The organism is Kutzneria sp. NPDC052558 (assembly GCF_044547355.1).
Lineage (GTDB): Bacteria > Actinomycetota > Actinomycetes > Mycobacteriales > Pseudonocardiaceae > Kutzneria.
The window spans coordinates 19,417-42,800 of the sequence record NZ_JBIUAG010000043.1 but is presented as its reverse complement, the minus strand read 5'-3'; the positions used below and the strand labels follow the sequence as shown (position 1 = coordinate 42,800).

The 23,384-nt window shown below is 70.3% G+C and carries 21 protein-coding genes and 1 pseudogene; 12 read left to right on the top strand and 10 right to left on the bottom strand.

The window, feature by feature from the left end; all coding sequences use genetic code 11:
- Positions 1-44: 44 nt before the first annotated feature.
- The 7 genes from ACIG5F_RS44015 (at position 45) to ACIG5F_RS43985 (ending at position 6,529) form a co-directional block, all read left to right on the top strand.
- Positions 45-896: an ABC transporter substrate-binding protein gene (locus tag ACIG5F_RS44015; RefSeq protein ID WP_396526200.1), complete on the top strand. Its 852-nt coding sequence runs from the start codon at positions 45-47 to the stop codon at positions 894-896.
- Positions 897-900: 4 nt separating this feature from the next.
- The gene (locus ACIG5F_RS44010; protein ID WP_396526199.1) at positions 901-1,710 is read left to right on the top strand and encodes an amino acid ABC transporter permease; all 810 of its coding nucleotides are present in this window, start codon (positions 901-903) and stop codon (positions 1,708-1,710) included.
- Positions 1,707-2,462 (top strand): amino acid ABC transporter ATP-binding protein, encoded by a 756-nt coding sequence (locus tag ACIG5F_RS44005; RefSeq protein WP_396526198.1) that lies wholly within the window; start codon positions 1,707-1,709, stop codon positions 2,460-2,462. The genes ACIG5F_RS44010 and ACIG5F_RS44005 overlap by 4 nt, the downstream gene beginning before the upstream one ends.
- Before the next feature lie 120 nt (positions 2,463-2,582).
- The gene (locus ACIG5F_RS44000; RefSeq protein ID WP_396526197.1) at positions 2,583-3,944 is read left to right on the top strand and encodes an extracellular solute-binding protein; all 1,362 of its coding nucleotides are present in this window, start codon (positions 2,583-2,585) and stop codon (positions 3,942-3,944) included.
- Positions 3,941-4,810: a carbohydrate ABC transporter permease gene (locus tag ACIG5F_RS43995; RefSeq protein ID WP_396526196.1), complete on the top strand. Its 870-nt coding sequence runs from the start codon at positions 3,941-3,943 to the stop codon at positions 4,808-4,810. Before ACIG5F_RS44000 ends, ACIG5F_RS43995 begins: the two co-directional genes overlap by 4 nt.
- Positions 4,811-5,626 (top strand): carbohydrate ABC transporter permease, encoded by an 816-nt coding sequence (locus ACIG5F_RS43990; protein ID WP_396526195.1) that lies wholly within the window; start codon positions 4,811-4,813, stop codon positions 5,624-5,626.
- 12 nt (positions 5,627-5,638) lie between these two features.
- The gene (locus ACIG5F_RS43985) at positions 5,639-6,529 is read left to right on the top strand and encodes an ROK family protein (protein WP_396526194.1); all 891 of its coding nucleotides are present in this window, start codon (positions 5,639-5,641) and stop codon (positions 6,527-6,529) included.
- Here the strand turns inward: ACIG5F_RS43985 and ACIG5F_RS43980 are convergent.
- A complete protein-coding gene (locus tag ACIG5F_RS43980; protein WP_396526193.1) occupies positions 6,526-7,053 on the bottom strand; it encodes a TetR/AcrR family transcriptional regulator in 528 nt (175 codons plus the stop codon). The genes ACIG5F_RS43985 and ACIG5F_RS43980 overlap by 4 nt on opposite strands.
- 75 nt (positions 7,054-7,128) lie before the next feature.
- Here ACIG5F_RS43980 and ACIG5F_RS43975 point away from each other — a divergent pair, with 75 nt between their 5' ends.
- On the top strand, positions 7,129-7,935 hold the full coding sequence (locus ACIG5F_RS43975; RefSeq protein WP_396526192.1) for an SDR family NAD(P)-dependent oxidoreductase: 807 nt from the start codon (positions 7,129-7,131) through the stop codon (positions 7,933-7,935).
- Positions 7,936-8,010: 75 nt separating this feature from the next.
- On the opposite strand, the gene mctP is transcribed toward ACIG5F_RS43975, so the two are convergent.
- The 3 genes from mctP to ACIG5F_RS43960 form a co-directional block, all read right to left on the bottom strand.
- Positions 8,011-9,666 carry a monocarboxylate uptake permease MctP gene (gene mctP, locus ACIG5F_RS43970; RefSeq protein ID WP_396526191.1) on the bottom strand — a complete coding sequence of 552 codons (1,656 nt, stop codon included), beginning with the start codon at positions 9,664-9,666 and terminating at the stop codon, positions 8,011-8,013.
- Positions 9,663-9,872, bottom strand: a complete 210-nt coding sequence (locus tag ACIG5F_RS43965) for a DUF3311 domain-containing protein (protein WP_396526190.1) — start codon at positions 9,870-9,872, stop codon at positions 9,663-9,665. The genes mctP and ACIG5F_RS43965 overlap by 4 nt, the downstream gene beginning before the upstream one ends.
- 220 nt (positions 9,873-10,092) lie before the next feature.
- The gene (locus tag ACIG5F_RS43960; RefSeq protein WP_396526189.1) at positions 10,093-11,796 is read right to left on the bottom strand and encodes a M4 family metallopeptidase; all 1,704 of its coding nucleotides are present in this window, start codon (positions 11,794-11,796) and stop codon (positions 10,093-10,095) included.
- 81 nt (positions 11,797-11,877) lie between these two features.
- On the opposite strand from ACIG5F_RS43960, the gene ACIG5F_RS43955 reads away from it, so the two are divergent.
- Both ACIG5F_RS43955 and ACIG5F_RS43950 read left to right on the top strand, forming a co-directional pair.
- Positions 11,878-13,173: a hypothetical protein gene (locus ACIG5F_RS43955; RefSeq protein WP_396526231.1), complete on the top strand. Its 1,296-nt coding sequence runs from the start codon at positions 11,878-11,880 to the stop codon at positions 13,171-13,173.
- Positions 13,174-13,309: 136 nt separating this feature from the next.
- Positions 13,310-14,206, top strand: a complete 897-nt coding sequence (locus tag ACIG5F_RS43950) for a septum formation family protein (RefSeq protein ID WP_396526188.1) — start codon at positions 13,310-13,312, stop codon at positions 14,204-14,206.
- 4 nt (positions 14,207-14,210) lie between these two features.
- On the opposite strand, the gene ACIG5F_RS43945 is transcribed toward ACIG5F_RS43950, so the two are convergent.
- The 6 genes and pseudogenes from ACIG5F_RS43945 to ACIG5F_RS43920 all read right to left on the bottom strand — a co-directional run bounded on the left by ACIG5F_RS43945 (position 14,211) and on the right by ACIG5F_RS43920 (position 21,350).
- A complete protein-coding gene (locus ACIG5F_RS43945) occupies positions 14,211-14,366 on the bottom strand; it encodes a hypothetical protein (RefSeq protein ID WP_396526187.1) in 156 nt (51 codons plus the stop codon).
- A gap of 139 nt (positions 14,367-14,505) precedes the next feature.
- Positions 14,506-16,317, bottom strand: coding sequence for a phosphoenolpyruvate carboxykinase (GTP) (locus ACIG5F_RS43940; RefSeq protein ID WP_396526186.1), 1,812 nt, complete (start codon positions 16,315-16,317; stop codon positions 14,506-14,508).
- 696 nt (positions 16,318-17,013) lie between these two features.
- Positions 17,014-17,682: a hypothetical protein gene (locus tag ACIG5F_RS43935; RefSeq protein WP_396526185.1), complete on the bottom strand. Its 669-nt coding sequence runs from the start codon at positions 17,680-17,682 to the stop codon at positions 17,014-17,016.
- Positions 17,683-17,753: 71 nt separating this feature from the next.
- Positions 17,754-19,577 (bottom strand): dynamin family protein, encoded by a 1,824-nt coding sequence (locus tag ACIG5F_RS43930; protein WP_396526184.1) that lies wholly within the window; start codon positions 19,575-19,577, stop codon positions 17,754-17,756.
- Positions 19,574-19,870: pseudogene (gene grpE / locus ACIG5F_RS43925) on the bottom strand (nucleotide exchange factor GrpE); the annotation flags it as partial. The gene ACIG5F_RS43930 and the pseudogene grpE, both read right to left, overlap by 4 nt.
- Positions 19,863-21,350 carry a dynamin family protein gene (locus tag ACIG5F_RS43920; RefSeq protein WP_396526230.1) on the bottom strand — a complete coding sequence of 496 codons (1,488 nt, stop codon included), beginning with the start codon at positions 21,348-21,350 and terminating at the stop codon, positions 19,863-19,865. The pseudogene grpE and the gene ACIG5F_RS43920, both read right to left, overlap by 8 nt.
- 143 nt (positions 21,351-21,493) lie before the next feature.
- Here ACIG5F_RS43920 and ACIG5F_RS43915 point away from each other — a divergent pair, with 143 nt between their 5' ends.
- Both ACIG5F_RS43915 and ACIG5F_RS43910 read left to right on the top strand, forming a co-directional pair.
- The gene (locus tag ACIG5F_RS43915; protein ID WP_396526229.1) at positions 21,494-22,690 is read left to right on the top strand and encodes a sensor histidine kinase; all 1,197 of its coding nucleotides are present in this window, start codon (positions 21,494-21,496) and stop codon (positions 22,688-22,690) included.
- A 5-nt stretch (positions 22,691-22,695) separates the two neighbouring features.
- Positions 22,696-23,355: a response regulator gene (locus ACIG5F_RS43910; protein ID WP_396526183.1), complete on the top strand. Its 660-nt coding sequence runs from the start codon at positions 22,696-22,698 to the stop codon at positions 23,353-23,355.
- Positions 23,356-23,384 lie beyond the last annotated feature (29 nt).

Below are 23,384 nucleotides of genomic sequence, written 5' to 3'. Positions count from 1 at the left end.
TGGCAGGATTGCCGATCACCAGTAACCCGGACGAGGGAGAACCCGTGACCCGGCTGAAAGTGTGGACCGTCATCCCGGCGGTCGCCGTGGCGCTGGTCGCCGGCGGGTGCGTCGAGTCGACGACCGCATCCGCCCCCGGCGCGGAGGGCGTCGCGCTGGTCCAGTCGGGCAAGCTGTTGACCTGCTCGCACCTGCCCTACGTGCCGTTCCAGTACAAGGATGGCGACAAGGTGGTCGGCTTCGACGTGGACGTGGTCGACTTCGCAGCCAAGAAGCTGGGCGTGCCGCAGCAGATCGTGGACACGCCGTTCGACGGCATCCAGTCCGGCGCCGACCTGAACTCCAACCAGTGCGACGTGGTGGCCGGCGCGATCACCATCAACGACACCAGGGCCAAGAACTTCGACTTCACCGTGCCCTACTTCGCCGCGACGCAGGCCCTGCTGACCAAGACCGGCAACGACCTGAAGACGCTGGAGTCGCTGGCCGGCAAGAAGGTCGGCGTGCAGACCGGCACCACCGGCGAGGCCTACATCAAGGGCTGGAACGACAAGCACCAGGGCAACATCACCGCAGTGGCCTTCGAGGACTCGGCGCTGCTGGAGGCGGCGGTCAAGACCGGCCAGGTGGACGCGTCCATCAACGACAACGGCATCCTCTACGACTACGCCAAGAAGAACCCGGACACGCAGGTCAGCGCCGAGTTCAACACCAACGAGCAGTACGGCTTCGGCGTCAAGAAGGGCAACTCGGCGCTGCTGAAGGTGCTCAACGACGCGATCAAGGCCTCGGCCGGCGACGGCACCTACGCGGCGGCCTACGAGAAGTGGTTCGGCAAGAAGCCGTCCTGGCAGCCGGGCGACGCGGCGTCCCCGACCACCACCAGCAAGGGCTGAGCCGGTGGCGCTGACCCGTCGGCAGCGGCAGCGGGCGATCAGGGGCACGCAGTACGGCGTGCTGGTGGTCGTCATCCTGGTGTTGGTGTTCGCCACCAACTGGGGCGACATCCAGCGCGGCTTCTTCGACCTGGACGCGGCCCGCCAACTGTTCCCGGACGTGCTGTCGGTGGCGTTGGTCAACACCGTCAAGTACACGGTGCTGGGCTTCCTCTTCGGTCTGATCCTGGGTCTGATCCTGGCGTTGATGCGGCTGTCCTCGGTGCCGCCCTACCGCTGGATCGCCGGGGTCTACATCGAGTTCTTCCGCGGTGTGCCGGCCCTGCTGGTGTTCCTGGCCTTCGGTTTCGGCGTGCCGATCGCCTTCCACATCCGGTTCACCACACTGAGCACGGTGGTGGTGGCGCTGGGACTGGTCGGCGCGGCGTACATGGCCGAGACCATCCGGGCCGGCATCCAGGCCGTGCCCAAGGGGCAGCTGGAGGCGGCCCGCTCGCTGGGCATGTCCCAGTTCCGGGCGATGGTGTCGATCATCATCCCGCAGGCGTTCCGGATCGTGCTGCCGCCGCTGACCAACGAGCTGATCCTGCTGGCCAAGGACTCCTCGCTGGTCTACCTGCTCGGCCTGACCGGCGCCGAGTACGAGCTGACCAAGTACGGCCGGGACGCGATGAACACGGTGCAGTCGATGACGCCGCTGATCGTCGCCGGCCTGTGCTACCTGATCATCACGATCCCGCTGTCCTACCTGTCCCGCTACCTGGAGCGGCGCACCGGCGGCAAGTCCAAGCGCGGCCTGGAGGTGCTCACGTGAGCGCGAACGTCGTCGAGATTTCCGGGCTGCACAAGGCTTTCGGCCCGCTCCAGGTGCTGCGCGGCATCGACCTGACGGTCGAGCGCGGCGACGTGGTGTGCATCATCGGGCCGTCCGGCTCGGGCAAGTCCACGCTGCTGCGCTGCGTGAACCTGTTGGAGCAGCCCGATTCCGGCACGGTCGTGGTCGACGGCACCGAGCTGACCGACCCGGACGTGGACATCGACAAGGCCCGCCGCCGGCTGGGCATGGTGTTCCAGGGCTTCAACCTGTTCACCCACCTGACGGTGCTGGACAACCTGACCATCGCGCAGCGAAAGGTGTTGGGGCGCAACCGGGAGGAGGCCGAGCGCATCGCCAGGCGGAACCTGGCCAAGGTCGGCCTGGACGGTCGCGAGCAGTCGATGCCCGCGCAGCTGTCGGGTGGCCAGCAGCAGCGGGCGGCGATCGCCCGCGCGCTGTCGATGGACCCGCAGGTGATGCTGTTCGACGAGCCGACCTCGGCGCTGGACCCGGAGCTGGTCGGCGACGTGCTGGGCGTGATGCGCACGTTGGCCGGCGAGGGCATGACGATGCTGGTGGTGACCCACGAGATGCAGTTCGCCCGCGAGGTCGCCGACACGGTGCTGTTCATGGACGGCGGCGTGGTCGTCGAGCAGGGCCCGCCGGCCCAGGTCATCGGCGCGCCGACGCAGGAGCGGACCCGGACGTTCCTGGCCCGCGTGCTCAACCCGACCGGTGACAACGCGTGACGATGTCCGTTCCTGTCACGAACTGCCGCCAAGTCACGACAGTGCGTTGACTTTGTTCGATCACCGGATTTACGGTCGCCCCCTGTGGTCCACGTCGCAGTCGACCAAGGGGAGGCGCCCATGCGGGCACGCACCGTCGTCGCAGGTCTGGCCGTCGCGGCCCTGACCCTGCCGCTGGCCGCCTGCGGCGGGGGCGGGGACTCCGCGAGCGGCGACGCCAAGACGATCAAGATCGTCTACCGCAACTACAGTGACTTCCCGCAGATGGACACGTTCATGAAGGACGTGAAGAAGCAGTTCGAGGCGGCCAATCCGGGCATCACCGCCCAGCTCACGCCGGTGTCCAGTCTGGACAGCGACTACCTGGCCAAGGTGCAGCTGATGCAGCGGTCCCCGTCGACCGCGCCGGACGTGCTGTTCGAGGACAGCTTCAACGTCAACGCGGACGCCGCCGCCGGCTACCTGCTGCCCATCGACGACTACCTGAGCAAGTGGCCGGACTGGAGCAGCCAGTTCATCCCGACCACCAAGCAGGCCGGCAAGGCGGTGGACGGCAAGACCTACGCGGTGCCGATGGGCACCGACTCGCGCGGCCTGTGGTTCAACAAGGACATCTTCGCCAAGGCCGGGCTGCCGGCCGACTGGCAGCCCAAAACCTGGAACGACGTGCTGGACGCGGCCCGCAAGATCAAGCAGACCCAGCCCGACGTGGAGCCGATGTACCTGCCGCTGGGCAAGCCGGCGGCCGAGGCGATGTCCATGCAGACGCTGGAGATGCTGCTCTACGGCACGCCGACCAAGAACCTCTACGACGAGCAGGCCGGCAAGTGGGTGGCCCCCAGCAAGGGCTTCCAGGACGCGCTCGGCTTCGTGCAGACGGTGATGAAGGAGGGCCTGGCCCAGACCGCCGCCCAGGCCGAGGACACCCAGTGGGCGCAGACCCAGATGCCGCTGCTGATGTCCCAGAGCAAGATCGGCTTCATGATGGACGGCGGCTGGTACGCCCGGTACTGGCAGGACGGCGGCGTCGCGCCGTGGCCGGCGTGGTCGAAGACCCTGGGCACCACCAAGTTCCCGACCCAGAACGGCCAGGCCCCCGGCAACGTGACGCTGTCCGGCGGCTGGACTCTGGCGGTCGGCGCGTCCACCGGCAACGCCGACGCGTCCATGAAGTTCATCCAGACCGCGCTGAACAAGGAGAACTCGGCGGCCATCGACGTGGCCTGCTCGTGGCTGCCGGTGCGCGAGGACGTGAAGTCCGATCCGCGGCTGGCCGCGTCGGACCCGACCGAGCCGTTCTGGAGCAGCCTGGTCTCCTTCACCCGGTACCGGCCGACGCTGGCCGAGTACCCGCAGGTCTCCAACGCCATGGACGTGGCCGGTGACTCGGTGGTCAACGGCGGCGACCCGGCGCAGGCGGCCGAGCAGTGGGGCAAGGACGTGGCCAAGGCGGTCGGCGCGGACAAGGTGAAGACCGGTTGAGGCGCTCCCCCCGCATCGGGGTGTGGCTGCCGCCGCTCGCCCCGTCGATCGTCCTGTTGGGACTGTTCGTCGCCGGCCCGATCCTGTGGTGCTTCTACGCGGCGTTCACCAACTCCGCGCTGAGCGGGATCGCGGCCCGGCGGCCCCGGTTCGTCGGTCTCGACAACTTCACCACCGCGTTCACCAGCCCCAACGTGGCCGCGTCGCTGTGGCTGACGGTGGTTTTTGTGGTGCTCTCGGCCGTGGTCGGGCAGAACGGCATGGGCATGCTGCTGGCGGTTTTCATGCAGCACCGCGGAAAGGTGCTGCGCGGGGTCGTTGGCACGGTGGTGGTCGCGGCCTGGGTGCTGCCGGAAGTCGTTGCGGCGTTTGCCATCTACGCCTTCCTCAACGCCCAGGGCACGCTCAACGAGGTGCTCGGCTGGTTCGGCCTGAGCCAGAACTGGCTCTACACCGCGCCGATGCTGGCCGTGGTGCTGGCCAACGTCTGGCGGGGCACGGCGTTCTCCATGCTGGTCTACCAGGCGGCGCTGTCCGAGGTGCCCAGCGATCTGGTCGAGGCGGCCGAGGTGGACGGGGCCGGGCCGCTGGGCCGGTTCTGGCACGTGGTGCTGCCGGTGATGCGCCGGACCGTGGTCACCAACCTGATGCTGATCACCCTCCAGACGCTGGGCGTGTTCGGGCTGATCTACGTGCTGACCGCGGGCGGGCCCGACAACAAGACCCAGACGCTGCCGCTGCTGATGTACGAGCAGGCGTTCAAGTTCGGCCAGATCGGCTACGGCACCGCGATCGCGCTGGTGCTGCTGGTGCTCGGCGCGGTGTTCTCCCTGGTCTACATCCGCAGCCTGAAGGCGGAGGTCTGAATGCGTGGGCCCCGCTTGGTGGTCAACCTGGTGCTGTTGGTCATCGCCCTGCTGTTCGTGGCGCCGCTGCTGTGGCTGGTGACGGCGTCGTTCGACGCCCGCGGCGGCCTGTCGGCCCAGGTGCCCGGCCAGTTCACCCTGTCCAACTTCGGCCACATCCTGACCTGGGAGATCGGCGGGCGGCCGCTGCTCAACGGCCTGTTCATCAGCGGCGGCGCGGCCGTCATCGTGATCATCGTGGCCGTGCTGGCGGCGTATCCGCTGTCCCGCTACCAACTCCGGTTCCGGCGGCCGTTCCTCTACACGATCCTGTTCACCACCGGCCTGCCGGTGACCGCGATCATGGTGCCGGTGTACGGCCTGTTCGTCCGGCTCGACCTGGTCGACTCCCTGTGGGGCACCACGGTTTTCCTGGCCGCCACCGCGCTGCCGATGGCCATCTGGATGTGCAAGAACTTCATGGACGGCATCCCGGTCAGCCTGGAGGAGGCGGCCTGGGTGGACGGGGCGTCGTCGATGCAGGCGCTGCGCTCGATCGTGCTGCCGCTGATGGCCCCGGGCGTGGCCGTGGTCGGGATCTTCACGTTCATCCAGGCCTGGGGCAACTTCTTCGTGCCGTTCGTGCTGCTGCTCGATCCGGCCAAGACGCCGGCCTCGGTGAACATCTACAACTTCTTCGGCCAGAACGGCCTGGTGGCCTACGGGCAGCTGGCCGCCTACTCGATCCTCTACACCACGCCGGTGCTGGGGCTGTATCTGGTGGTGTCCCGCTGGCTCGGCGGCGGCTTTAGCATGGCCGGAGCAGTCAAGGCCTAGGGAGGAACACCGGTGACCGACCACGTGCTGGCGCTCGACGTGGGCGGCACCAAGATCGCCGCCGGGCTGGTCGACTCGCGCGGCGAGGTGCTGCGCCGCGCCGTCCGGCCTACTCCCGCGCACGACGCCGAGCTGGCCTGGCAGGCCGTCGCCGACCTGGTCGCCGAGGTGCTCGACGGCACGGTTCCCGGCGCCGTCGGCATCGGCTCCGCCGGCCCCGTCGACTCCGACGCCGGCACCGTCAGCCCCATCAACATCAACGGCTGGCAGGCTTTCCCGCTGCGCGACCGGGTTCAGGCCCTGCTGCCCGGGGCGCCGGTCTCGCTGGCCGGCGACGGCCTGTGCATCGCCCTGGGCGAGCACTGGCTCGGGGCCGGCCGCGGCAGCCGGTTCATGGTCGGCATGGTCGTGTCCACCGGCGTCGGCGGCGGGCTCGTGCTGGACGGCAAGCCCTTCGGCGGGCGCACCGGCAACGCCGGGCACATCGGCCACGTCGTCGCCGAGCCCGACGGCTGGCCGTGCACCTGCGGCGGCCGGGGCTGCGTCGAGACCGTCGCCGGCGGGCCCAACATGGTGCGGTGGGCCCGGGCACAGGGCTGGTCCGGCGCCGACGCCATCGCGCTGGCCGACTCCGCCCGCGCCGGCGACCCCGTCGCCTCCGCCGCCTTCGAACGCTGCGGCCAGGCCGTCGGCCTGTCCATCGCCGCGGCCGCCGCCATCTGCGACCTCGACCTCGCCGTCATCGGCGGCGGCATCTCCAAGACCGGCGACCTGCTCTTCGACCCCATCCGCCGCACGTTGAAGGTGCACGCCGGCCTGTCGTTCCTGCGCGGCCTGCGGGTGGTCAAAGCCGAGCGCGACGACTCCGGCCTCGTCGGCGCGGCCGCGCTGGTGTTGCTCTAGGCGTCGAGCACCCGGCGCGCCGCGGCCAGGATCTCCTTGCGGTCAGCGGATTCCAGGCCGCGCTCGGCCAGCACGGCCGCGGTCGCCTCCTTGACGACGGCGAACGCGGCGTGGGCGCGGATCAGCGCCGGCCGGTCCGGGTCCGGCCCGGCCAGCGCGGCGATCACAGCGTCCATCATCTCCTTGGGGCTGCGGGGAAACCGCTCGTCGAGCAGGTCGCGGACGGCCGGGTCGCCCGTGACCACGGGGATCACCGCGTTGGCCCGTGCGGTGAAGTCGACGAACGCCGCCAGCAGTTCGGCCGGCGTCAGCACCGAGGCGCGCTCGGCCAGCTCCGCGTAGGCCGCGAGCGGCTCGGCCAGCAGCGCGTCGAGCACGTCGGCCTTGGACTTGTAGTGGTAGTAGAGCGCGGCCGGCGTGATCGACAGCCGGCCCGCGATGTCGGCCATCGAGGTGCCGGTGTAGCCCTGGCGCGCGAACAGCTCGCGGGCCACGTCCTGGATGCGCTGCTTGGTGTCGGCCACGGCCCCCAGCCTACTTGCTGAACATTCAGTAAGGCCCTACCGTGGCACTTACTGAGCATTTAGTAAGGGGGAGTCATGGCCGTTCTGATCACCGGCTGCTCGACCGGCGTCGGTCGCGCCGCCGCCGTCGCCCTGGCCCGCGCGGGCTTGCCGGTCTGGGCATCCGCGCGAAAGATCGACACCATTGCCGACCTGGCCGACCAGGGCTGCCGGCTGGTCCAGCTCGACGTCACCGACGAGCAGTCCCGAGTCGCGGCGATCGAGGCCGCCGGCCCGCTCGACGCCCTGGTGAACAACGCCGGCTACGCCCAGGCCGGCCCGGTCGAGCAGGTGTCGCTCGACCGGCTGCGAGCGCAGTTCGAGACCAACGTGTTCGGCGCGGTCCGGCTCTGCCAGCTGGCGCTGCCGGCGATGCGGGAACGCGGCCGTGGCGTGATCGTCAACGTCGGCTCGGCCGGCGGGCTGATCGGGGTGCCGGCCTCGGCCGCGTACGACATGACCAAGTGGTCGCTGGAGGCCCTGTCCGACGCGCTGCGCATGGAGGTGCGCCGGTTCGGCGTGCGGGTGTCGCTGCTGGAACCCGGCGGCGTGGTCTCCTCCTTCGCCGCCACGCAGGCCTCGACCTGGCCGGAAACCGTTGGCCCGTATGAGAAGTTCCGCACCAACCACCATGAGCGGATGATCCGCTACACCCGCCCCGGCGCCCCGGGTATGTCCACGCCGGAGCAGGTGGCCAAGGTCGTGCTGCGGGCCGTGACGGCGCGAAACCCCAAGGCCCGCTACAAGATCGGCCCGGCGGCCCGGATCCTGCCCCTGCTCTACCGCACCCTGCCGACCCCGCTCTGGGACGCCTTCATGCGCCGCCTGTTCCCCATGACCTGAACGCTTGGAAGGGGGCTTTCCTCCACTCCGAGTGTAGGAAAGCCCCCTTCCAAGCGGGGATGTGTGACGCGGGGGTCAGTGGAGGGCGATTTCCTTCAGTTTGGGGTTGCCGTCGTCGGCGTCGTAGTCGCCGCGGTTGGTGGCGTCGAGGCCGTTGAACCACTTGGCCTGGCGGGCGATCAGGGTGACGATCACCGCGATGACCAGGTTGGCGACCAGGGCGACGGCGCCGACGTAGATCTGGACGGCGGAGCCGGCGAAGGGATGCCAGCCGAGCAGGGACAGGTTGCTCAGGGCCAGGGCGGAGCCGCCGAAGTGGGCGTGGCCGTTGGCGGGGTTGGGAATGGTGTAGAGCAGGTAGAGGCCCCAGCCCATGCCGACGATCCAGCCGGCGACCAGGCCCCAGCGGTGCAGCCAGCGCGTGTAGAGCGCGATGGCCACGGCCGGCAGGGTCTGGAGAATGATCACGCCGCCGATCAGTTGCAGGTCGATGGAGAACTGCGGGTCCACGAACAGCACGAAGGCGACGGCGCCGAACTTGACCACCAGGGAGGCCAGCTTGGCCTGGGTGGCCTCCTGCTTGGGGGTGGCGTTGCGGCGGAAGTACTCCTTGTAGATGTTGCGGGTCCACAGGTTGGCGGCGGCGATGGACATGATCGCGGCCGGCACCAGGGCGCCGATGCCGATGGCGGCGAAGGCGATGCCGGCGAACCAGGCCGGGAACTGCTGCCCGAACAGCACCGGCACGATGGTGTTGGAGTCGGCCTTGCCGGTGGCCTGGTTGACGATCGGCTTGGCCCCGGACACCAGGGCGACGTAGCCCAGCAGCGCCAGCAGGCCCAGCACCAGCGAGTAGGCCGGCAGCGCGACCATGTTCTTCTTGATCACGGTCCGGCTCTTGGAGGCCAGGATGCCGGTGATCGAGTGCGGGTACAGGAACAGCGCCAGCGCGGAGCCCAGCGCCAGCGTGGCGTACTGGAGCTGGTTGGTCGGGCTGAGCAGGATGGAGCCGAACGGCTTGCCGGTGGTGGGGTTGGTCTTGGCCAGCGAGGTCGAGGCCTGGTCGAAGATGTGCCCCCAGCCGCCGAGCTTGGACGGCAGGTAGACGATGGCCACGATGATCACCAGGTAGATCAGCGCGTCCTTGACGAAGGCGATCAGCGCCGGAGCCCGCAGGCCGGACTGGTAGGTGTAGAGCGCCAGGATCACGAAGGCGATGAACAGCGGCAGGTGGCCGAGCAGCCCGCTGCCGTTGATGCCCATGGTCCGCAGCACCGACTCCAGGCCGACCAGCTGCAACGCGATGTACGGCATGGTGGCGACGATGCCGGTGATGGCGATCAGCAGGGCCAGCAGCGACGAGCCGTAGCGGCCGCGCACGAAGTCTGCCGGGGTGACGTAGCCGTGCATCCGGGACACCGACCACATCCGCTGCAACGGCAGGAAGATGATCGGGTAGAGCACGATGGTGTAGGGCAGCGCGTAGAAGCCGAGCGCGCCGGCGCCGAAGATCAGCGCGGGCACGGCCACGAAGGTGTAGGCGGTGTAGAGGTCGCCGCCGACCAGGAACCAGGTGATCCAGGCGCCGAACTTGCGGCCGCCCAGGCCCCACTCGTCCAGGTGGTCCAGGGTGTTGCCGGCCTGCCAGCGCGATGCCATGAAGCCCATGACGGCGACCAGCACGAACAGCACCAGGAAGACGGACAGCTCAACGATCTGCTCGGTGCTCATCGGCCCTCACCCCGGCTCTTGGCGTAGACCACGCCAACGCAGATCACGCCGACCGGCACGAACAGGAACTGGTACCAGTAGAAGAACGGCAGGCCGAAGACCCGGGGCCCGTCGAAGTTGTACCACGGCGTGATCAACATCAGCAGCGGGACCAGCAGCAACAGGTTCCACGGGTTCCACCGCCGCGGTGGCGGTTCGTTCGACATGTCATCCTCCCGGCGTCGCGGATGAAGCGGATGTTAAGCCGGGATGATCGCGCCTGCCCCGATCAGGTGATCAGGTGTCTGAATTGTGACCGTGGATCGCCAGCGTGGCTTGTCCACAGGCCCCGAGTTGTCCACATGTCGATCTTCACCCCACCCGTCCGAGCCCCCTGGCCGATAGACTGGCAGCGGGGTCGCCCCCCTGGGATTGGGTGGGGGCTGGTCACCGGGGAGCCTGATCGAGCTGGGTGGCCGCGACGGCGTTGGCGACCTGGGCGCAGTCGTCCTGGGTGATGCCGGCGACGCCGGCGGCCAGGTTGGCCTGGCAGGAGACGGTCAGCGCGTTGCCGAGGTCCTGGAAGGTGGACCGCGGGGTGAGCAGGTTCTCCACCCCGAACCACACCTGCACGGCCTTGGCCACGCCGAGCCCGCGCACGGTCCGGCCGTTGAAGGTGGCCCCGTCGGTGATCAGGAACGAGGCCTTGTTGACCACGCCGTCGTTGACGTGCGGATCGGGGTTGTCGGTCACCCAGAACGCGCCGTTGACCCGGTCGGGCTGCTGGAACCGGTTGGGGTTGCGCATGTCCCGGATGACGCCGATGGCCGAGCCGGCCCCGATGGACCAGCGGTCGGCGCCGGCGCTGTTGGGGTCGTTCGAGGTGATGCCGATGAACTTGCCGAACACGTCGGACATGCCCTCGTTGATGGCGTCGGCCTGCCCGCCCTGCAGGCCCGAGGTGTGCTGGGTCACGCCGTGGGTGAGTTCGTGGCCGGTGATGTCCTCGGTGGTGACGCCCTCGCCGAAGGCCATCTGCTCGCCGTCCCAGAACGCGTTGAGGAACGGGCAGCGCTCGCCGACCATGCAGATCCGGACCGTGCCGCGGATGGCCTTGCCGGTGCCGTCGCCGTAGTCCGCGCCGATCAGCGAGGTCAGGTCGAGCCCGGTGAACCGGGCGTAGAAGTTCTGGGCGTCGCCGAAGAACTTGAACACCGAGCCGACGTCGCCGGTGGCGGTGCCGCCGCGCTCGGTGCGGACCAGCGGGAACGAGGTGCCGCAGCGGACCGAGCCCTGGCTGCCGCTGACCAGCTGCCGGCGCGCGTCGCAGACGTCCCGGTTGGTCGCCTCCCGGGTCTCCGACCAGGACTGCACCACGTCGGTGTTGCTGGCGCCGACGACCATGGACCACTGCTGGTCGGCCCGGGCGCCCCGGATGTGCACCACGTAGACCGGCTTGGCCACGGCCTTGCCGGTCGTGCCGCCCAGCGTCGGGTCCCACCAGTACTGGTCGGTGGCCTGCACGCTCAGGTCCTTGGCCGACAGCTTCTTGGCGTCGGCGGTCGCGGCCACCGCCTTCTGGCCGGCGGCCCGCACGGTCTGCGACTGGTCGGTCGGGAAGCCGCCGGACCGGGCCTTGGTGGTCTTGCCGACCGCGCTGACCAGCGAGCCGTCCTTGCTCAGGGCCTCGACGATCTGGCCGCCGAACACCGGCACGCCGCCGATCGTCTGCTGGTAGCGCACGACCGTGCCGAACGGCACCGGCCGCACGTCGGCCAGGCGCAGCGTCGACGGGTCGACCTGCCAGACCTGGGCGATGTCGTCGAGGTGGGACTGGGCGGCCTGCGCCGGGGAGCTGCCGGCGGTCGAGGGCAGCGGGGTCCGCGGCTGCATGCCGACGATGCGGCCGGTGGCGTCGGTCTGCACGACGATCTGCGCCTGCACGGTGGTGGTCGGCACCGGCGACGCGTGCGAGGAGGCCGCGGGCGGGCCGGGCAGCGGCACCGCGGGCGCGTCGCCACCGCCGGTCAGCTCGTTGGCAAACGCTTGCACCTTGGTGCTGGGAGTGGCCACCGCGACCAGCACCCCGGCCGCGACCAGCACCGCCGCGCCGACGATCGCCACGTCCCCGGCCATGCCTCTGCGTGCCATCGGCGTTTGACCCTCCGCGCGAAAACCGACTACTTGCCGTGTTGCTCTACGCACGGATGCACAACACTCGTTCAGGTGGCGATTACGAAGAAAATTCACATCCTGGCCCCGGCGGTGCTGGCGCTCACCCTGCTGAGCCCTGCGGTCGCCCAGGCCGCTCCGGACGCCCAGTGCTTCACCCCGAACGCCCAGCTCACCGTGGAGGAGCAGCGGCTGGCCGCGACCATGCCGGCCGGCGGCCCCGCCGTCGGCCCGACCCTGGTCACCCAGGCCGGCTTCGACCCGCTGGTCGCCGACCTGAGCCAGCAGCTGTGCGCGGCCAGGTCGCTCCCGGCCGCGCGGACGCTGGTGACCGCGGCCGGCGACAACCTCTGGCAGACCGCCGTCGACCGCGCCCAGGGCCGCCGCCCCGGCCTGGGCACGCTCGACCCCCACGACGACCGCCCGCTGTACTGGGCCCGGCTGCAGATGACCAAGGCGCTGCGGCAGTGGCAGCCGAAGTTCACCGTCTCCACGGCCGACCGGACCGCCCTGCTCACCGCCCTGGACCACGGCTCCCGCGGCCTCGACTCGGACCGGCTGCCGGCCGGCTCCGGGGTCAAGAAGATCATGGTCAGCGGCTTCGACCCGTTCCAGCTGGACGGCGCCGGCGTGCGCATCTCCAACCCGGCCGGCGCGGCCGCGCTCCAGCTCGACGGCCTGACCGTCACTACGCCCGGCGGGCCGGCGGTGGTGCAGGCGGTCAGCTTCCCGGTGGTGTGGAGCTACTTCGACCAGGGCATCGTCGAGGCGGCCTACGGCACGGCGATCAAGGACGCCGCCCACCGGCCGGACCTGATCATGACGATCAGCCAGGGCCGCCCCGGCCAGTTCGACATCGAGCGCTGGGCCGGCGACTGGCGCGGCGGCTTCCCGGACAACCTGGACGCCAGCTCCACCGGCCCGGTGCCGGCGGCCGCCGGCTGGCCGCAGCCGGCCGACCAGTTCATCGAGACCACGCTGCCGTACCAGCAGATGCAGGCCACCCCGACCGGCAGCTATCCGGTGAACTTCGACCTGCTGTTCTGCGTCTGGTCCGACAGCAGCCACCCGGGCACCGGCCAGCAGGTCTGCCGGACCGACGCGCCGAAGCCGGGCGAGATCGCCGCACAGGGCGGCGGCGGTGACTACCTGTCCAACGAGAGCATGTACCGGTCCAACCGGGTGCGGCTGGGCCTGGGCGCGACCGCGGTGCGCGGCGGCCACCTGCACACGCCGGTGCTGGGCGTCCCCACCGCCCCGACGGCGCTGACCGACCCGGCGTTCGAGGCCCGGCGGACCGCGATCGCCAACCAGGCCGTCGCACTGGTCACGGCCGCGGCGAATGCTTTGAGCTGACAGTGGGTAGCCGACCTGGGGGATGCTTGCCCGCCACGGCAGCGTGCAAGCATCCCTCAGGTCATTGCCAGGTTGACGGCCGGTTGAGCCGGTACGGTCGAACGGCCGATGGTCGGTTCGGACGAGGGGAGTGATGGTGCGGCACGGCTGGTTGGCGGTCATCGTGCTGGCATTGGTTGGCATGACGGCGGCCTGCGGCAGACCCACCATGGACCTGTCCGAGGCGCTGTCGGTCACTCCGAGCTCGCCGAACAACGCGGCCGGGGACGGCCCGTTGCCGGTGCCGAAGGTGGACAGCGGCGGCGTCAGCCACGACACGCTGCCGGCCGTCGGCGACTGCATCGACGCCAACCACCGGACCGTCGCGTGCGGGCAGCCGCACCAGGGCGAAGTGACCCTGGTCGGCAAGCTCCCCGACGGGCTGCCCACGTCGATGCCCGACGACACCACGATGACCCGGGAGTCCCTGCCGCAGTGCCGGGACGCGCTCGGCGACTACCTGGGCGCCAAGGATGCCGACGCCACCGACATCCAGGCCTGGGCGTTCTGGCCGCAGGCCGAGGCGTGGACGCAGGGCGAGCGGTGGATGGTGTGCGCGGCCACGCAGATCGACTCGGCCGGCAATCCGCTCACCATCGCCGGCTCGCTGCGGCACGTGCTGACCGGCGCCGGCTTCGCCAAGTACCAGACGTGCACGGTCAGCTCGCCCTCGCACAGCCAGACCCTGGAGTTCGGCTCGTGCGACAAGCCGCACCTGGGTGAGGCGCTGCCGGGCGTGCAGGCGCTGGGCCGGTACACCGATCCGATGCCGGCGACCGAGGTGATCAACCAGATCGCCCGCGACCGCTGCTCGCAGGAGCTGGTCAGCTACCTGGGCACGGCGTCGCGGACGGACGTCACCTACACCTGGCGGGCCCCCGACACCCGGCAGGCCTGGGCGCAGGGATACACCAACCTCATCTGCTACGCCGAGGCCGCGCGCCCGGTCGGCGCCCGCCTCGAGCACATCGGCAGCGGGCCGCTGCCGAGCTGAGTTCCTAGTGGGCCGCCGCCGGATCGCTGTCGAGCTGATCCGTGGCCGCCGGTGGCTCCCCGTCGACGGTCGTCTTGTGGGCGGATCTGGTCAGCGCGATGGTCGCCATGGGAAGGGCGATCGCCGCGAGCACCAGCATCGCCAAGGCCGCGAAAATCACGTGACACACCTCCTCTTTCGATGAGGAGGACGCCGCACGCCGCAGTCCGGTTGCTCACTCGTCCGGGGGAGCCGTTTTCACGTCATGAAGGGCCCCTTCCTCACGTTCAACGCGAGGAAGGGGCCCTTCATGACACTGCTCAGCCCAGGCGCTGCTTGAGCGCTTCGAACTCGTCACGCAGCGAGGTGGGCAGCTTGTCGCCGATCTTGGCGAACCACTCCTCGATCAGCGGCAGCTCGGCCCGCCACTCGTCGGCGTCGAAGGCCAGCGCGGCGGCGACGGCCTCGGCCGGCGCGTCCAGGCCGGTCAGGTCCAGGTCGGCCGGGGTCGGCACGTGGCCGATCGGCGTCTCCTCGGCCGCGGCCGTGCCCTCCAGGCGCTCGATGGCCCACTTCAGCACCCGGCTGTTCTCGCCGAACCCGGGCCACAGGAAGCCGCGGTCCTCGCCGCGGCGGAACCAGTTCACGTAGAAGATCTTGGGCAGCTTCTCCGCGTTGGCGTTCTTGCCCAGCTGGATCCAGTGGTTGAAGTAGTCGCCGGCGTGGTAGCCGATGAAGGGCAGCATGGCCATCGGGTCGCGGCGCACCACGCCGACCTGGCCGACCGCCGCCGCCGTGGTCTCGCTGGACAGCGTGGCGCCCATGAACACGCCGTGCTGCCAGTCGCGGGACTCGGTGATCAGCGGCACCGTGCTGGCGCGGCGGCCGCCGAAGAAGATCGCCGAGATCGGCACGCCCTTGGGGTCGTCCCACTCCGGGGCCAGGATCGGGCACTGCTGCATCGGCGTGCAGTAGCGGGAGTTCGGGTGCGAGGACAGCTCGGTCGACTCCGGCGTCCAGTCCTGCTTCTTCCACGAGATCAGGTGGGCCGGCTTCTCGCCCATGCCCTCCCACCAGATGTCGCCGTCGTCGGTCAGCGCCACGTTGGTGAACACCGAGTTGCCCTGCTCGATGGTGCGCATGGCGTTCGGGTTGGTGTGGTAGTCGGTGCCCGGGGCGACGCCGAAGAAGCCGTACTCCGGGTTCACCGCGTACAGCCGGCCGTCCTCACCGAACCGCATCCACGCGATGTCGTCGCCGAGCGTCTCGACCTTCCAGCCCGGGATGGTCGGCTCCAGCATGGCCAGGTTGGTCTTGCCGCAGGCCGACGGGAAGGCAGCCGCGATGTAGTGGACCTTGTTCTCCGGCGAGATCAGCTTGAGGATCAGCATGTGCTCGGCCAGCCAGCCCTCGTCGCGGGCCATCACCGAGGCGATGCGCAGCGAGTAGCACTTCTTGCCCAGCAGGGCGTTGCCACCGTAGCCCGAGCCGTAGGACCAGATCCGCCGCTCCTCCGGGAACTGCGTGATGTACTTCGTGTCGTTGCACGGCCACGGCACGTCGTCCTGGCCCGGCTCCAGCGGCGCGCCGACGGAATGCAGTGCCTCCACGTACTCCGCGTCATCGGTGAAGCGAGCCAGGGCCTTGCTGCCCATGCGGGTCATGATGCGCATCGAGGCGACGACGTATTCCGAATCGGTGATCTCCACCCCCAGCATGGGTTTCTCGGCGTCGAGCGGACCCATGCAGAACGGAATGACGTACATCGTGCGACCGCTCATGCAGCCCCGGTAGAGCTCGGTCATGAGGGCCTTCATCTCGGCCGGGTCCATCCAGTTGTTGGTCGGACCCGCGTCGGCCGGGTCGACCGAGCAGATGAAGGTGCGCTCCTCGACCCGGGCCACGTCGGTGGGATCCGAGGCCGCCCAGTAGGAGTTCGGCTTCTTCTTCAGCGGCACGAAGGTGCCCGCTTCGACCAGGGCCGCGTTGATGCGCTTCGACTCCGCCTCGGACCCGTCCACCCAGACCACCCGGTCCGGCGTGGTCAGCTCCGCCACCTCCTGCACCCAGTTCAGCAGCCGCTCGTTGGTGGTCGGTGCCTGGTCGAGACCGGGGATGGTCAGTGCGGTCATCTCGTCTCCTGCCCTGGGGTCTGCCGGACGAAAGCACAGGGACGCCGCTGTCCCTAGGCAGACGACGGCGTCCTCATGAAATGCGGAACCACACCCGGCGGCGTCCGGGTGTGAGGTTTTAGGGGATGCCCCACTGTATCCGGGTTACACACCAGTGGCCGACCGTTCACCTGTCAGCCACCTCACATAAGCGATCAAGGAATCGATTCAGCACTCTTTTTGAGCACGCCAGAACCCCGAAAACCGATCACTGAGAGCGCTTCCACGCTGTAACCCCGGTCACTCCGGAATCGTTTCGGAAATCCCATTGGTTCAGACCATGACGGACCACGTGGATCACCCCGCCGAATTTGTCGACGGAAAAAGAGACATCCCCGACACCTGATGGTATCGAGGATGTGTCCAGGCTTACCCACGATCGGCTTGTCCCGGTTGTCCACAGGCCTCGGAGTTGTCCACAGGGCCGCCCAGTTCAAGGTCGACTTCCGGGCGCCTTGGGTAGGCTGGCGACGGGGCGGCCACCCCAGGGAGTGGTGGGGGATGGGCTTCAGTCGGGCCTGGGCGTGCTGGTCGGGGTTGGTTCCTCTCGGGGGCGGCAGGCTGGGTGTACCAGGCTTTGGTGGACTGCGGGCGACGTCGGTCTGGGCGGGGGAGTCGCCAGCCCATGCGATGCGGCAGTGCGGAGAAGACCCCTGGTCAGGTCCACTCGCCGGTGGCGGGGTCGGTGCGGACGAGGCCCTGGCCGTCGGGGGCCGGTTGTGAGGCGCCGCCCCAGGAGTGGTCGTCGGCGCCGAAGGTGAGCAGGGGGTTGGCGGAGCTGTCCTTCTGGTAGTTGCCGCTGCCGTCGAGGTGGCCGTGTTCGACCGGGGTCCACTGGTGGTCGCCGGTGTGGTGGGAGATGGTGACCTGGCCGTCGGAGGCGATCTCCATGGCGTAGTCGGCTTTGCCGTCGCCGTCGGTGTCGGTGTAGAGGAAGGTGTTGCCCTCGGCGTCGGTGACGACGGCGGTGTCGTTGGCGCCGTCGCCGTCGGTGTCGGTGGTGGCGGGCCCGACGTTCTGCTGGCCCTGGGCGGTGTCGACGATCATGCCGGAGCCGGCGGAGGACTGGGTCCACTGGCCGGTGGCGGAGTTGTAGTGGGCCTCGCCGACGACGTGGCCGGTGTTGTCGTAGCGGGTGGCCAGGTCGGCGGTGCCGTCGTGGTCGGTGTCGGTGTAGGCGGTGTGCCCGCCGTCCTCGCCGTCCACGTCGGCGGTGTCCAGGGCGCCGTCGTGGTGGTAGCTCTCGGTGGCCTCGTCGGTGTACTCGTGGCCGTCGACCTCGATCTTCAGCTCGTGACCGTCGGCGCCGCTGTTGTCGATGTACACCGCTCTACCCCCGTCTCCGCTGGTTTGTGCCGATTGGACTCACGGTAGGGCGGATCGGTTCCCACAACCAGTCAGCCCCGGTCCCGAAGCTGCCGGATGGTGGTGAGCAGGGCCTCGCCACGGTCACGGGCGGCGGTGACGTCGGCCAGGTCGTGGGCGACGGACTGCTGCCGGGCGGCCCGGTCGGCGGCGTCGAGCTTGAGGGCCCGGTCGACCTCCCGCAGCTCCTCCTCGATGGCCTCGACACGCCCGGTCAGCGCCTCGTCCAGGGCCAGCGACAGCTGCCCCTCGGCGTCGATGAGCTGCTCGGACACCAGCTGGTCGAGGGTGGAGCGGGCGTCGGCGAGTGCGTCGGAGAGCCACTGTCGAAGGTGTTGCTTGTCGGCCAGGTGTTTGCGGGTGCGGGCCATCCAGTAGCCGGCCCCGAGCCCGAGCACGATGGTCACGGGCAGCACGATGGGATTCAGGGCGGCGAGGCCGGCCAGGGGCAGGGCGGCGATGCGGCCGGCGCCCATGCCGCCGGAGATGCCCATGAACACCAGCAGCCGGTCCTCGGCGGTGGCGGCGCGCTTCTCGGGGGCCCGCAGCAGCACGGGCGGCTGGTCGCCGCGGGCGAACTGGGCGCGGATGACGGCCAGCTCGTCGGCGGCGAAGAGCTCGGCCAGCGCGGCGTCGGCGGCGCGGCCGAGACGGTCGGCGAGCACGGCGTTGATCCGCGCGGAGATCACCTGGAGGGCAGCGTCCAGCTGCTGGGGCAGGGCGGCCAGGGCGTCCCGGTCGGCGGCGTCGATGGCCTGGCGGAACCAGGACTGGGCGTCCCGGATCTGTCGGCTGACCTCGTGCAGCGACTCCAGCCGGGCCCGCTGGATCTCGGTGCGGAGCTTGACCTGCCAGCTTCGGGTGGACGACTTGCGCTCGGCGGCGAGCCGGTCGCGGCGGGCCCGCAGCGCGTCGGCCTCGTCGTGGCCGGTGTCCAGCGCCCGGGCCGACGCCCGCAGCCGGACCTCGACCTCGCCGATGGCGGTGGTCAGGGTGCGCAGGGCGTTGGCCTCGGCCAGCATCAGGGAGCGGCCGACGACCAGTTCCTGCACGGCGACCTGAAGATCACCGATGCCGGACTTCTCCCGCAGCATGCTGAGCGCCCCAGAATTCAGCGCCGCGGGGTTGGGCGCCTTCGCCGCCATCTCGAACATCCGGGGCGACACGGCGTGGAATTTCGCGCCGGCGAAGCGGGGGGCGTGCTCGGCCAGCAGCCGCTGGTCGGCGTCGAGGATCTCCCGCCAGCCCCGGAACTGGTCCACTTTGGTCAGTGCGAACAGCACCGTCTCCACGCGTTCGCCCACGGCGGCGAGAAAGTCCAGTTCCCCCTTGGTGAACGGGGACGAGGCGTCGACCACGAACAGCAGCGCGGTCGCGGTGGCGGCGGCCTCGGCGGCCAGCTCCCCGTGCATGGAGTTGAGGCCGCCGACGCCAGGAGTGTCCACAATGGACAGTCGTTGCAGCAAGGGAATCGGGGCCCGCACGTCGACGCACCGAGGCGGCTGCTGCTCGCCGCCGGTGACCCAGCGGCCGAGATCCTCGATGGGGATGTCGATCGGCTCGGCGTAGCCGGCCGAGGCCGACCACTGCGGGCCGTGCCGCAGCACGAGGTAGGTCGCGGTGGCCACGTCGGCGTCCACAGGGGACAGTCCCGGCGTGGCGATCAGGGCGTTGACCAGGGAACTCTTGCCCCGGTTGGTCTCGCCGACGACGACGATCGACGGCGTGTCGTCCCGGCGGGCCAGCAGCCGGTCGACCTGGTCGGCGGCCCGTTTGTCGTGCTCGCGCAGCAGCGTCGCCAGCCGTTCCCGGGCCTGCTTGACCAGCTGCGGCAGCTGCGGAGTCGGCGGCGTCACAAGGAATCCCGGGCCACGTAGACGATCACGATTGGGGCCCGCAGCGGCTGGCCGCGGTCGGTGAAGCCGGGGACCTCGGTCTCGGCGACCAGCCCGACCAGGGCCGGGTCGTCGGTCGGCTCGGCCCCGCCGGCCTCATGCGCCGACGGATCGAACCGCTCGCCGTCCGGACGCACCGCCTGCACGCCGACCTCGGCGAGCCCGGCCTCCAGCCGCTCGACCACGCCGGCGCTGCGTGCCCGGTCCAGGGCGTACAGACAGAGCCTGATCAACGCCATGCGCTCGTCAAGCGCCTCCACCGGCCCCCCTCAGTTGCTGCCAGATGAGGAAATATGCCCGATGCACGACGTGCGCGACGCGGCTTTGCGCGGGAGTGGCCCCGAACGAGGCGAACGACCGCCACCAGCCGGCCCGTTCCAGCGCGTAGGCCATGAGCTCGTGCGGCGGCCGGCCGACCAGGCCCAGCTGGGTCGGGATGTCGCCGGACCCGCCGACCCGCAGCACCTCGTCGGCCAGGTCCTCGGGCATGGTCACGGCATTGGCGGCGATCAGCGTCAACGCCTCCAGCAGCCGCAGCTGATGCGCCTCGGGCCGGCCGAGCAGCTGCTCGATGGCGTCGTGCACCCGCTGCCGCTCGCCCGGGTCGCTGGCAGCCAGGGCGGTGATCGACGCCAGCGCGGCGGCGGCCTTGATGCCGTCGGCGCGGGCCCGGAACACGGCGTCCAGCTTGGCCCGCACGGCGTCGAGCCCGGACGCGTCGAGCAGCGCCCGGCGCAGGGCACCGGCGGCGATGCCGGGCTCGGCGCGGACGGCCCGCACGGCGCGGTCGATGCCGTACAGGTCGAGCTTGGCCAGCAGCCGGGACCGGGTCGCGGCCGGCACCGCGCATTCCCAGGTGGTGAACAGGTCGGCCGACATCAGCATGGTCGTCCAGCTGGCCTCGTCCAGCTCGGCCAGGGCCCGCAGCGCGTCGGCGTCGGCCGAGGTGAACGCCCCGGTCTCGGCCGACTCGGCCAGCAGCCCCATCACCGGCAGCACGTCGGCGACCCGAGGTCGCAGCGCGGCGGCCTGCTTGCCGGCCAGGATCTCGGCCGCCCGCCGGACGTCGCCGTCCGAGCCGGCGACCGACTCCGGCGCAACGGTGTCGGCCTTGTTCAGCACGGCGATCGCGTTGACCGGACCGGCCTCGCGGCCGGCGGTGGCCGCGGTGAAGGCCCGCAGCGTGTCCCGGTCGTCGGCGCGCACGGTCTGGGTGAACACGTAGAGCACGGCCTCGGCCCCGGCGACCGCGTCCTGCGAGACCTGGTCCAGCACCTTCTCGGTCCGGGAGACCGAGTCCGAGTCCAGCGAGCCGAGCCCGGGAGTGTCGATCACGGTGAGGTCCCGCAGCACCTCGTTGGTGAGGTACGCCTCAAGGTGGGACACGGTGTCCAGATCCACGTCCAGGTCGGCCGGGATCATGCCGTCGGCGTCGAAGGGCAGCACCCGGCGCGAGCCGTCCACGCCGACCACTTCGATCCGGTCCACCGCGCCGTACTGGAAGCGGGTCACCAGCCGGGTGCACTCGCCGACGCCGACCGGTGCCACCCGCCGGCCGATCAGGGCGTTGACCAGGGTGGACTTGCCGGATTTGATGCGCCCGGCCACGGCCACCTGCAACGGCGCGGACAGCCGGCGCGCCACCTCGTCGAAGCCGGCGGCGGTGGCCGGGCCGACCTGCGGCCGCAGCGTCGCCACCAACCGCGCCACCGCGGCCGACAGCGGCCCGGCCATGCAGGACGTCACCCGGCAGATGGTGCCATGCCGCCGATGTGGATCACTCATTCTGGGGTAGCAGGCGGTAGTCGTACCCCAGAGGGACGCTGGCGGCCGGGTCGCGCTTCTAGGCTGTTCTGGTGCGACGGCTGAGCCTGTGGATGCGTGCTCACCCGGTGTTCGGGGACTCCCTGATCGCCGGGCTGCTCGGCCTTCCCGACCTCGCGACCACCGCCAACAGCCTTGGCGACACCCCGCGCGGGGTCTACCTGCTGGTCGGTCTGTTCCTGTGGGGCCCGCTGATCTTCCGCCGGGCCCGGCCCAAGCTGGTCTGCAACATCATCCTGATCGCCGGCTTCGCCCAGCTGGTCACCCACAACGTCACCTACGACGAGTACGGCTTCATGAACGGCGTGCCGATCCGGCCGGCCGACTTCGCGCTGGGCGTGGCGCTCTACACGATGGTCGCCTACGTCGGCCGGCGGCAGGGCGTGATCTACGCGGCCTGGCTGCTGCTGGGCACCGTGTTGTGGGAGATCTGGCGGGTCCAGCAGCCGGCCGCGATCGCCCTGTCCTTCTTCATGGTCGTGTGTGTGTTCGGCTTCTGCTGGGCGGTCGGCGAGTTCGTCGGGGCCCGCCGCGCGCTCAACGTGGAGCTGATGGAGCGGCTGAAGCTGCTCGAGGTCGAACGGGACCAGCAGGCCCGCATCGCCGTGGCCGAGGAACGCAGCCGGATCGCCCGCGAGCTGCACGACGTGGTCGCGCACGCGGTGAGCGTGATGGTCGTGCAGGCCGACGGAGCCAGCTACGCGCTGCAGTCCGATCCGCAGATGGCGCAGATGGCGCTGACCACCATCTCCGACACCGGCCGGCAGGCGCTGGGCGAGCTGCGCCGGCTGCTCGGCCTGATGCGCAACGAGTCGGACAGCGAGACCGACCGGGTGCCGCAGCCGGACACCGGCGCGCTGCCGCAGCTGGCCGAGCAGGTCCGCTCGGCCGGCCTGCCGGTGACCCTGACCCTGCGCGGCGACCTGAACGAGCTGCCGGCGGGCGTGGGCCTGTCGGTCTACCGGATCGTGCAGGAGGCGCTGACCAACTCGCTCAAGCACGCCGGCGGCAGCGCGTCCGCGGACGTGTTCGTGACCAGGACCGACGACCAGATCAGCGTGGTCGTGGACGACAACGGCTTCGGCACGCCCCGTGAGCTGTCCGGCCTTTCCGGCGGCAACGGCCTGATCGGCATGCGGGAGCGGGCCGGCGTGCTGGGCGGCAGCCTGGAGGCCGGGCCGCGGCCGGGCGGCGGCTGGCGTGTTCACGCCGTGCTGCCGGTGGGCGCGGCGGCGGGCCCCCTAGTCTGATGGCCGTGATCCGAGTTCTGCTGGTTGACGACCAGGAACTGATGCGGATGGGCTTCCGCATGGTGCTCAACGCGCAGGAGGACCTGGAGGTGATCGGCGAGGCCGCGGACGGCGTGGACGCGGTGCGGCTGGCCGACGAGCTGCGGCCCGACGTGGTGCTGATGGACGTGCGCATGCCACGGCTGGACGGGGTGGAGGCGACCAAGCAGATCACCGAGGCCGGCACGGCCAAGGTGCTGGTGATGACCACGTTCGACATGGACGAGTACGCCCTGTCGGCGCTGCGCAACGGGGCCAGCGGCTTCCTGCTCAAGGACACCCCGCCGGCCGACCTGGTCTCGGCGCTGCGGGCGGTGGCCAGCGGCGACGCGGTGGTCTCGCCCAGCGTGACCAAGCGGCTGCTGGACCGGTTCCTCGGCCCGTCCGGCGGCGGCGAGCTGCGCGACGCCACCGTGCTGGACGTGCTCACCGAACGTGAGCGCGAGGTGCTGGTGCTGATCGCCAAGGGCCTTTCCAACACCGAGCTGGCCCAGAAGCTGTTCCTGTCCGAGGCCACGGTGAAGACGCATGTCGGCCGCATCCTGGCCAAGCTGGAGCTGCGGGACCGGGTGCAGGCCGTGGTGCTGGCCTACGAGACGGGGCTGGTCCGACCCGGCGACGTGTGATCCGGGCCGGATCAGGACAGGGATGTCCG

What these genes read in the sequence shown, in the direction of transcription:
- ACIG5F_RS43975 (WP_396526192.1), top strand. Translation starts at nt 7,129, where the DNA reads ATGGCCGTTCTGATCACCGGCTGCTCGACCGGCGTCGGTCGCGCCGCC.
- ACIG5F_RS43965 (WP_396526190.1), bottom strand. Translation starts at nt 9,872, where the DNA reads ATGTCGAACGAACCGCCACCGCGGCGGTGGAACCCGTGGAACCTGTTG.
- ACIG5F_RS44000 (WP_396526197.1), top strand. Translation starts at nt 2,583, where the DNA reads ATGCGGGCACGCACCGTCGTCGCAGGTCTGGCCGTCGCGGCCCTGACC.
- ACIG5F_RS43990 (WP_396526195.1), top strand. Translation starts at nt 4,811, where the DNA reads ATGCGTGGGCCCCGCTTGGTGGTCAACCTGGTGCTGTTGGTCATCGCC.
- mctP (WP_396526191.1), bottom strand. Translation starts at nt 9,666, where the DNA reads ATGAGCACCGAGCAGATCGTTGAGCTGTCCGTCTTCCTGGTGCTGTTC.
- ACIG5F_RS43915 (WP_396526229.1), top strand. Translation starts at nt 21,494, where the DNA reads ATGCGTGCTCACCCGGTGTTCGGGGACTCCCTGATCGCCGGGCTGCTC.
- ACIG5F_RS43920 (WP_396526230.1), bottom strand. Translation starts at nt 21,350, where the DNA reads ATGGCCGGGCCGCTGTCGGCCGCGGTGGCGCGGTTGGTGGCGACGCTG.
- ACIG5F_RS43960 (WP_396526189.1), bottom strand. Translation starts at nt 11,796, where the DNA reads ATGGCACGCAGAGGCATGGCCGGGGACGTGGCGATCGTCGGCGCGGCG.
- ACIG5F_RS43940 (WP_396526186.1), bottom strand. Translation starts at nt 16,317, where the DNA reads ATGACCGCACTGACCATCCCCGGTCTCGACCAGGCACCGACCACCAAC.